The 9236-nt window shown below is 44.6% G+C and carries 9 protein-coding genes; 3 read left to right on the top strand and 6 right to left on the bottom strand.

Annotated features, from left to right (window positions below; translation table 11 throughout):
* Positions 1-46: 46 nt before the first annotated feature.
* The 3 genes from HZC12_04390 to HZC12_04380 all read left to right on the top strand — a co-directional run bounded on the left by HZC12_04390 (position 47) and on the right by HZC12_04380 (position 3411).
* Positions 47-1357: a hypothetical protein gene (locus HZC12_04390; protein ID MBI5025966.1), complete on the top strand. Its 1311-nt coding sequence runs from the start codon at positions 47-49 to the stop codon at positions 1355-1357.
* Entirely contained in the window at positions 1357-2205 is an 849-nt protein-coding gene (locus HZC12_04385; GenBank protein ID MBI5025965.1) for a kinase/pyrophosphorylase, read from the top strand. Before HZC12_04390 ends, HZC12_04385 begins: the two co-directional genes overlap by 1 nt.
* Before the next feature lie 84 nt (positions 2206-2289).
* Positions 2290-3411, top strand: coding sequence for a radical SAM protein (locus tag HZC12_04380; protein ID MBI5025964.1), 1122 nt, complete (start codon positions 2290-2292; stop codon positions 3409-3411).
* A gap of 9 nt (positions 3412-3420) precedes the next feature.
* Here HZC12_04380 and HZC12_04375 read toward each other — a convergent pair whose 3' ends face one another.
* The 6 genes from HZC12_04375 to HZC12_04350 all read right to left on the bottom strand — a co-directional run bounded on the left by HZC12_04375 (position 3421) and on the right by HZC12_04350 (position 8968).
* A complete protein-coding gene (locus HZC12_04375; GenBank protein MBI5025963.1) occupies positions 3421-4998 on the bottom strand; it encodes a UvrD-helicase domain-containing protein in 1578 nt (525 codons plus the stop codon).
* Positions 4999-5000: 2 nt separating this feature from the next.
* Positions 5001-6272 carry a DNA helicase UvrD gene (locus HZC12_04370; protein MBI5025962.1) on the bottom strand — a complete coding sequence of 424 codons (1272 nt, stop codon included), beginning with the start codon at positions 6270-6272 and terminating at the stop codon, positions 5001-5003.
* 354 nt (positions 6273-6626) lie between these two features.
* On the bottom strand, positions 6627-7121 hold the full coding sequence (locus HZC12_04365) for a DUF4149 domain-containing protein (GenBank protein ID MBI5025961.1): 495 nt from the start codon (positions 7119-7121) through the stop codon (positions 6627-6629).
* 527 nt (positions 7122-7648) lie between these two features.
* Positions 7649-7819, bottom strand: coding sequence for a DUF5320 domain-containing protein (locus HZC12_04360; GenBank protein MBI5025960.1), 171 nt, complete (start codon positions 7817-7819; stop codon positions 7649-7651).
* A gap of 61 nt (positions 7820-7880) precedes the next feature.
* Positions 7881-8276, bottom strand: a complete 396-nt coding sequence (locus HZC12_04355; protein ID MBI5025959.1) for a metalloregulator ArsR/SmtB family transcription factor — start codon at positions 8274-8276, stop codon at positions 7881-7883.
* A 275-nt stretch (positions 8277-8551) separates the two neighbouring features.
* On the bottom strand, positions 8552-8968 hold the full coding sequence (locus HZC12_04350; protein MBI5025958.1) for a pyridoxamine 5'-phosphate oxidase family protein: 417 nt from the start codon (positions 8966-8968) through the stop codon (positions 8552-8554).
* Positions 8969-9236: the final 268 nt, after the last annotated feature.

Below are 9236 nucleotides of genomic sequence, written 5' to 3'. Positions count from 1 at the left end.
CCTTGTTCGAGGTCTGGGGGTTAGCCCAGGTCAGGAGAGTGGAGAGGTGAATATCGTATTAGCTGTCAAGGCGATTTCAGGTTTTCATGAAGGCGAAGTCCTGGTTACTGAGATGACTACTCCTGATTGGGTTATAGCAATGAAAAAGGCCTCTGCTATTGTTACTGATTTGGGAGGCAAGACCTGCCATGCTGCTATTGTTAGCCGTGAGCTTGGGATACCCTGCGTGGTCGGCACAGAAAAGGCTACAAAGGTCTTAAAGGGCGGTGAGATAGTGACCGTGGACGGACAGCGGGGCCTGGTATTCAAGGGTGCTGCTGCCCAAAAAGAGGTATCAAAGCCCAGCCCCGCATTCCTTGATATAGCAGTGCAGACCATTACGGCTACCAGAGTGTATGTGAATCTCTCCGTCCCGGAGATTGCGAAAAAGGTTGCCCAGGAGACAAATGCAGACGGTGTCGGCCTCCTCAGGGCAGAACATATGATGCTCGAAATAGGGAAACACCCGAGATTGCTTATCGAGGAAGGTGGAGAGCAGATGATGATTGATACCTTTTCCCGCGGCATCAGTGAGGTGGCTGAGGCGTTCTTTCCGCGTCCTGTGGTTTACAGATTCCTTGATTTTAAACCCGATGAATTCCTCGCATTGCCGGGTGGAGAAAAATATGAAAAGGACCATGTTGGACCCAACCCCATGATTGGCTACCGTGGTGAATACAGATATGCGAAAGAGGATGACCTCTTCAGGCTTGAACTAAGGTCAATCAAGCACGTCAGAGGGACTATGGGTTTCACCAATGTCTGGGTGATGATCCCGTTTGTCAGGACACTGGAGGTCTTCCGTAAGACCGTCCAGATCATGCGTGAGGAAGGACTGGACAACCGTACTGATCGTGATTTTCAACTCTGGATTATGGTTGAGGTTCCGAGCGCCTGCTTTATGATTGAGGAGTTCTGCAGGGAAGGCATAGATGGTGTGAGCTTTGGGACTAATGATTTGACCATGCTTGTACTGGGCGTGGACCGGAACGATGTCTCGGTGCAGGAGATCTATGACGAGAGGAATCTGGCGGTCCTCAGGGCGATCGCTTACACTATCGCGGTCTGCAAGAAGCACGGGGTAACTACATCCATCTGCGGGCAGGCCCCGAGCGTTTATCCAGATTATCTGGAGTTCATGGTCCGTTGTGGCTGCACATCCATTTCAGTAAACCCTGATACGGTCGTGGCATCAAGGAGGATGGTGGCAATGGTGGAGCATAAGATACAGATGGAAAAAGCGCTTGGGATAGTGCCCAGGGTAAGGATAGCGAAGATACCTATGGAGGAGGTATATTTCTGGAGATCGGTAGAATAATGAAAGTGGCTGAGCAAAAGAAACGTCTTTCCAGGAAAAGGGTTATTTATCTCGTCGGGGAAGGTACGGGAGAAACGGTAGGCAAGATTGCCAGGGCATCCCTGGCGCAGTTTAGCCGTAAAAATGTTGAGGTGAAGACGTTTTTTATGGTCAAAGATAAACACCAGATTGGAGATATTATCAGAGAGGCAGCAGAGGATGAGGCCATTATAGCCTTCACCATAATCCAGCCAGCCCTGAGAAATTTCTTAATAAAAGAGGCTGGGCGCCAGGGGATAAAGGCCATTGATGTGATTGGCGATTTCATTGTGCAGCTCTCCATCTTTTTGAAGGAAAGGCCTATAGGGATTCCCGGGAGGCAGTACATTCTGGACGAAGACTACTACCGAAGGATAGAGGCGATTAACTTTGCGGTCAAACATGATGATGGGAAAATGCCGGAAGGTCTAAAACTTGCTGACCTGATCCTCGCAGGTCTTTCCAGGACAGGCAAGACACCCCTATCTACCTATCTTGCCCATCAGGGATGGAAAGTTGCTAATGTCCCCCTTCACTCCAGCATGGACCCTCCTGAAGAGCTATTTCGGGTAGAGCAGCGCAGGATCTTTGGCCTGATAATTAATGTTGAGAGTCTTGTGAAGCTCAGAGAGGCGAGATTGAAGCAATTAGGTCTTGCGCCCTATGCGAAATATGCTGACCCTGTCACAGTAGCCGACGAGATAGAGTGGTGTAAGGACTTTTTCAAGCAGAATCCACGCTGGCGGGTCCTGGATATCTCTAACAGGGCCATCGAGGAAACGGCTGCAAGCATCCTCCGTGCTTATCAGACCGGTAAAAAGCCGACTTGATTAGGTTTTTATTTCCCTGCAGAACCTTGCGAATAAAAGGTTACGAAAGGTATTTCTATGATATAATTCTTTCAGGCAATCTCTATGGACACCATAGAAAAACTCAGAATACTCTCGGAAGATTCGCAGTACGACCTTGCCTGTGCATGCGGCACGAACAAGGATGACCGCAGGAGGAGGGGGCTTGAAGGGAAGTGGCTTTATCCTGTGACGCTGCCAAATGGTGGATATTCGATTCTCCTCAAGACCCTTCTGTCCAATGCCTGTGCCAATGACTGCAAATACTGCCCTCTCCGTTCTGAAACCGATGTCAGAAGATGCACGCTCCAGCCTGAAGAGATAGCAAATGTATTCATGGAATATCTGAGGAGGAAAAAGGTTTTCGGGCTTTTCCTGAGCTCAGGAGTGATTGGTAACCCGGACAATACTATGGACAGGATTAACGCAGTTGCGCGGATTCTGAGATACATGCATAACTACAAAGGTTACATTCATCTGAAAATCATCCCCGGAGCATCGGACGCAGCTGTTGAGGATTCTATCTCACTGGCAAGCGCAGTATCTCTCAACATCGAGACACCCGGCAAAAAACGCTTTGATATGCTTTCAAATAAAAAAGATTACATGAATGACATCATCCGCCCGCTGAAGCTTATGTCAAAACTCACAGGACAGAACGGGAGATTCGCAAAGAGAAAATGCACTACACAGTTCATTGTTGGGGCATCTGACGAGACCGATTCAGAAATCATCGACTATATGTTCAAATTATACAGGAATCTGCATTTCCAGAGGGTATATTTTTCCGCTTATCAAAAAGGGCTCGGACATCCCGACATCCCCGGAGAGCGCAGAGTCCTCGCCAGTCTGGAACAGTCGTTTATGCGAGAACACCGGCTGTATCAGGTGGATTACCTTGTCCGCAGATACGGCTTTAATAACAGTGAAATCATTCTGGACGGAAGCGGCAATTTGAGGCTCGACAAAGACCCGAAGCAAATCTGGGCAGATAATCATCCGGAATATTATCCTGTGAGGATTAACACCTCGGACAGAGAAGCATTGCTGAAGGTGCCGGGATTAGGGCCTGATACGGTCTCAAGGGTTTTGAAACTGCGACGTGAAAGAAGGATCACCCGCCTTGAGTATTTAGGCATTAAGGGCAAGAGGCTTGAGAAGATAAAGCCGTATGTGATTTGTGAATGAAAGGGAGAATCAGAACAATCCAGCTTGTTTTTCCTTTTTGGCTTTTTTAGCCCTGTCAGGAATAGTTATGTTTTTCATTAATCTCTCTGGTATCTCTTTCAGGAATGGCGACGGCGATTGCTCAAGCCTCTGCCCGTATAAAAATCTATTCCTTGCATGGACGAGGAAGAGCTCATCCTTTGCCCGCGTCATTCCAACATAGAACAACCGCCTCTCTTCTTCTAAGTCAACATCGTCTTTATTAATCGTATAAGGCATTAAGCCTTCCTCGACTCCTGCTATAAATACAACCTTAAACTCCAGACCTTTTGCCATGTGCATCGTCATTAATGTAACGGCATCTGCCCTCGGGTCAAAGAAATCATTCGGTGTCAAGAGACGCTCTTCAGGTGAAGCATCTTCTGGTGCATCCGTATCTTCAGGGGAATTAAGGATGGATTTCATATAAGAAATGGTATCCTCTATCTCTTTTTTCTGCCGCAGATTTTTTCTGCCTATTACCTGATAGGGGATGCCTGATAAAAGGAATGCATCTTCTATTGCCTTGGCCTGTGCATTGGTTCTGTAAATCACAGCAAAATCCGAGAAGCTATAGGACTTGCGGACATCTGCCTTTGCCGTATTCATGCATGTCCCGCCCATCAATGCCTGAATCTCTCCCACAATCCACTCACCCTCTGCCCGCTCATCCGGAATCGAAACAACGGTAATTGGGAGACCTCTCTCTCGTGCTGAATTGAGATCTCTGTCTATTCTCCGTTGGTTGCTCTTTATCAGGGCGCTCGATGCATTGACTATAGCATCTGTTGAGCGGTAATTTGTCGCAAGAGTGATAGTCCTTGAGCCTGCATAGTCTTTTGGAAAGTTCAAAAAGTTGTCGATATTGGCGCCGCGAAATGCATAAATCGCCTGATCCGCATCTCCAACAACGCAGATATTGCCGCTGTCTCCTGCAATAAGACTCAAAAGCCTGTTTTGGGCAGGGTTGATGTCCTGATATTCGTCCACAATGATATATTTGAAAATCCCTCTGTATTTTTGGAGAATCTCAAGGTTTTTATCAAAGATATCTACTGGCTTCAGGATGAGGTCGTCGAAGTCGAGGATGGAATCCTTCTGGAGACGGCCCTGGTAAGTCTCATAAATGTCTTTTATTCCATCGTCTATTTCACACACGAGATTCTTTATCCGCGATATCTTTTCTACAGCCTCCCGTGCCTTCACACCAGATTCTTTGCAAATAGGCTTGAGAGCTTCCACCTGCTCATCCCTGCCCAAAAGCACAAAGCCGTTCATCCCGATTTCCCGCAGTATTTTGATGCCGAGCAGGTGAAGGGTGCCTATAAAGAGTCCTCTTGCCTGTGTGCCGAAGAGAGATTCTGCACGTTCCTTCATCTGCCGCGCAGCGCGATTGGTGAAGGTTACTGCCAGGATATTTTCTGGATTGATGCCCTGATCGATTAGATATGCTATCCTTCTGATAATGGTAAGGGTCTTCCCTGTGCCAGGCCCTGCAACAACAAGCACAGGGCTTTCGGTAGTCGTTACGGCTTGTTTCTGGGAATCGTTTAAGCCTTCAAAGATCATATTCAAAAAAGCATTGACTGCCCTTTAATCTCTTTCCTCTCCACTGCCTCAAAGATTTTTATCTTTCCGTATTCTCCGTCAAAGCCTGGGGCTATGTGAACATTCCCTGAACGCATTCTTGATATGGCTTCCTTGATGAGCGGCGAGCCTGAATGCTCTATATCTTTCAGCGGCACATCCATAAGGATTTTGAATTCATTTCCTAATTTTCGGAGGAGATTTTGGTATTCGTTATCCACTGCTTTGCTGTTAGCGCCGACTTTCAGTGCCTCCGCAATAATCTCAGGCAATGTAATTATCGAATAAAAGGGCGGTGCATCCTTTGGTTTAAAACCGTTTTCCCTGTCTGCAAGTTTTTCAACACGGTGCACCACGCCTACTGTCACTCTCTTTCCGCATACAGGGCAGAGATAGTTGTGTTTTATCGTCTCCTTTGGAGAGAGACTTACTCCGCATGTCCGGTGGCCGTCATAATGATATTTCCCTTCCTCAGGGAAAAACTCTATAGTTCCGATAAAACCCTTTTTTGTCTTGATTGCATCAGTGATTGCCTTGTGAGAGATTTCTGTATCAAATATATTTGCTTCGCGGCCAATCTTGTTCGGCGAATGTGCATCAGAATTGGATAGGAGAGTTATTTTATCCAGTGCAGAGAGCCTCCAGTTCATGAGCGGGTCTGATGAAAGGCCTGTCTCAATAGCATAGATGTAAGGAGTAAACTCTTCAAAGCATTCCTCGAGGGAGTCAAATCCAGACTCTGCACCGAAGACAGAGAAATGGGGAGTCCATGCATGGGCAGGGACGAGCATGGCATCAGGAGAGGAATCCATTACTATTTTTAGCAGTTCCTTCGCATTGAGTCCGAGTATAGGCCTTCCGTCTGCATTGAGGTTTCCTATCTTTGATAAGGCAATATTTATCTTTGCAGCATCAGCAAAGTCAGGGACAAATATAATGGAGTGTATCTTCCGCGTCTTTCCGTTTTTGCTGTATATGCAGCTTATTTCTGCTGAAAGCATGAAAAAAACATCCGACCTGCATGACTCGGGAATATTGTTTGTTTCGAAATCCCTTTTCAGTTTAAAAAGCCCATTGCCTGTGGATTTAAGCTTTTCATTCAGTTCCTTAAACCATGACGGATGTGTGAAGTCTCCTGTGCCTATTACTGAGATGCCCTTGAGCTGCGCCCATCTCCAGATGCTTTCAGGTGACATGTCTTTGCTTGTTGCCCTTGAATATCTTGAATGAATGTGGAGGTCCGCAATGAAACGCATGAAGGATTATACCACGAGGATACAAAAACAATAATGCACCTTTTATAAACAAGAAAATATGTGATGAACAAATCAGTCTTTGCACATGTTTTAATTAGTACAAACGCAAAAATAAAATTTACAAAATCCCCCTACATCCCCCTTTTTCAAAGGGGGAGTTAAGTGAGGTTGCCTTTTTCAAAGGGGGAGATTCCTTTTCCCCTCTTTGGTAAAGCCCTTCTCGCTATTTCCCCTCTTTGGAAAAGAAATTCTCTTTTTGTCCCCCTCTTTGGAAAAGAGGGGCAAGAGCCTGCCCCTGCATGTATTAAGCAGGGGGGAGATTTTATAAATGTAAAAAAACATTTTGCGTTTGTATTAGTAAACCCGGTATACCGAGAACATTCCTGTCAGAAAGAGAACTATCATACCCAGAACAAGGTTGGTCTTGACCAGATTTAAAGATAATCGCTGTAGCTCTTTTATCTTTCCAGAAGAACTACCTTCTACTGTCAGCCGTTCAATCTTAGGTGTCAGGACTAACCCCCTGTAGAAATGAATGCTCGCCATTACCAATGCTGTTAAAACTTTTGCGAATAGTGTTTGTGACCACAGGCTGTTAAGAGAGACAAAGTCAGAGAAAGTGTGCGACGATAGAGTCATAAAGATTCCAGTTATAAAGATAAGCAAGATGCTGATGTTTGCCATTGGCACAAATTTTTTCCCAATAGCACCCATGAGTTTTCCTGGCTGTTCAAGGGTTTTCTTAGCACTGGGAAGGGCAACAAATAAAATGAAAAATATTCCGCCTATCCAGACAACTGCTGATAATAAGTGTATCCATGTAAACACTGTTAACAGAATTTCACGCATTTTATTACCTCCGATTACCCCTCACCCTTGCCCTCTCCCACAAGGGGAGAGGGAATTTAGTGTGAAACTCCTCTGCAAAGGGTGAGATGATTCTTTTTTTATTTCCCCTCCCTTGCCCGCCCCGCTTCGCGGAGCGAGGCCGGGGACGGGAGGGGATGGAGGGGAGGGTTTACCTCCCCTGCTAAGCCCACTACTTCTTCTTGATTTCAGGAGCACAACCACAACCGCATCCACAGCCTGATGTTTTGATTTCACGCACAACATTGCCTAATGTCCCGATTTTCTTGTCTTTCTTAATATCTGACATGCTTATTCACCTCCTTCCCTAATTTAAGCCTGTTCAAAAACTCACAGAGCCTTGAAAATCAAGGTACTGTAAAGACTTCAAATTTTGTCTACCGCAATTCCGTCATTCCCGTGAAAACGGGAATCCAGTTGTTTTTTAAAGGTTTTTCGTTTCTCTGGATTCCTGCTGGAGTTTACCCCGTACTTGATACGGGGCAGGAATGACATAAAAACCGCCTTTATTATCGAACAGCCTTTAATTTGTTTTTGACTAGTGCAAGTTCCGATTCCAGATTTCTTTTGTATTCCTTTAACTGTGTAAGCAACTCCTCTTTGTTTGGAATTCCTTTATCAGATTCTGGTTCACAGCCGCAACTCTTTTTTAAATCTACAGATATATTCCCCTGACACATGGGTTGCCTCCTTGAATTTAGTTTATTAGCATATACTTATATAAATAATAAAAAAATAGGATTACTTTCTCTCTTTTTCAATCTCTGCAATTCTTTTTTCTATCTGTTTTATTTCTTTCTCAAGCCTCTTTCTATATTCCAATAAGGCCTCTTTTGTCTCCGAAATGTGTTTTCTCCTGCCATGTTCGCATCCGCAGGTGCAGACCTTTATTAATTCCTGCTGGTATTTGTTGAGTTTATCCTTATTTAGTGAATAGTAGATGTGATAGCCCTTTCTTTCATCTGCAACCAGCCCCGCCTGTTTTAGCACGCGAAGGTGCTGCGATACTGCAGATTGGCTGATACCTAATGCCTCAGCTATCGTATTCACAGAAAGCGGCCCTCCCTTGAGCAGTTCAATAATTTTTACTCTGCTTTCTACCGAAATAACCTTGAAAGACTCTGCCTCAAGCTTCATGTTTACTCCTTAAGTATATTATAATTTACTTATACACTTTTAAAGGCATAATGTCAAGAAAAATTTTTAAGGCACTAAATCTGCCGATAGAAAAATGTCATTGCGAGCGAAGCCGAAGCAATCTTGCTTTTTTGTAATGAAGTTGCCACACACCCTTCGGGTGTTCGCAATGACTGACAAATCAAAGGATGGCAAAGGCTATTGGTATTTTGGGTTAGGCACTTGTAAATTCTGGAACACGCTGCTTTTTAGGTGGCAATATTTAAATTTTAATTTTAAAACTCTATAATGTTTAATTCATTCTCCCTCAGGTTATTTGCCAGTGTCCAGAAGCGCGCCTTGCCATGTGAGAGTCTTAAGAGAATAAATTGCGGATCATCAGCCTTAAATCTCTTGAGATAGTCCCTCTCGTCAATCAATTTCTGTTTCTTTGCACGGTCATCGATTATTTCAAACTCGCCTGTAATGCGCATCATTCTGCTGAAATCCTGAGAACAGTAACAGATCTCTACCTTCGGATTTTTGCTCAATTGTTTAAAAACATTTTTCATAGCACCTGTCGTAAAATAAATTTTATCATCATCAAAGAATACTGAAAGAAATGCCCTGACGTGGGGCTGATCTCCATCCATCGTGGCAAGAAAACATACTGGATTTTCTTTTGCAAAGACCAAAACATCCTTGTAAGACATATCTATCCTCCTTCATTCTCTAAAAGGGTTTAAATATTGCGAGGCACGCAATAATAAGAAAATTTGGTATATCCAAATAAAGAAGAAAATTACCGAGCCTGTTGTTCATTAGGTTTAAAAGCTCTTTGGTTATGATACCCTTTTTTCTTGCTTCGCTGGAGAGGTTCATTAGCCTTTTGGCATGACGCAAATAATGTGTAATACCCTCTATTACCTCAAAGCCAAATAAGATGATTAAGGCAAGAAGCCAACCCTTGATCTGATAGCT

This window comes from Nitrospirota bacterium (genome assembly GCA_016214385.1).
In the GTDB taxonomy this organism is placed as follows: domain Bacteria; phylum Nitrospirota; class Thermodesulfovibrionia; order UBA6902; family JACROP01; genus JACROP01.
This window is presented reverse-complemented; position numbering and strand designations above follow the sequence as displayed.

Bases quoted from the DNA above. Each gene is read 5' to 3' on its own strand.
- HZC12_04365 (MBI5025961.1), bottom strand. From the start codon at position 7,121: ATGCGTGAAATTCTGTTAACAGTGTTTACATGGATACACTTATTATCA.
- HZC12_04380 (MBI5025964.1), top strand. From the start codon at position 2,290: ATGGACACCATAGAAAAACTCAGAATACTCTCGGAAGATTCGCAGTAC.
- HZC12_04385 (MBI5025965.1), top strand. From the start codon at position 1,357: ATGAAAGTGGCTGAGCAAAAGAAACGTCTTTCCAGGAAAAGGGTTATT.
- HZC12_04370 (MBI5025962.1), bottom strand. From the start codon at position 6,272: ATGCGTTTCATTGCGGACCTCCACATTCATTCAAGATATTCAAGGGCA.
- HZC12_04375 (MBI5025963.1), bottom strand. From the start codon at position 4,998: ATGATCTTTGAAGGCTTAAACGATTCCCAGAAACAAGCCGTAACGACT.
- HZC12_04355 (MBI5025959.1), bottom strand. From the start codon at position 8,276: ATGAAGCTTGAGGCAGAGTCTTTCAAGGTTATTTCGGTAGAAAGCAGA.
- HZC12_04360 (MBI5025960.1), bottom strand. From the start codon at position 7,819: ATGTGTCAGGGGAATATATCTGTAGATTTAAAAAAGAGTTGCGGCTGT.
- HZC12_04350 (MBI5025958.1), bottom strand. From the start codon at position 8,968: ATGTCTTACAAGGATGTTTTGGTCTTTGCAAAAGAAAATCCAGTATGT.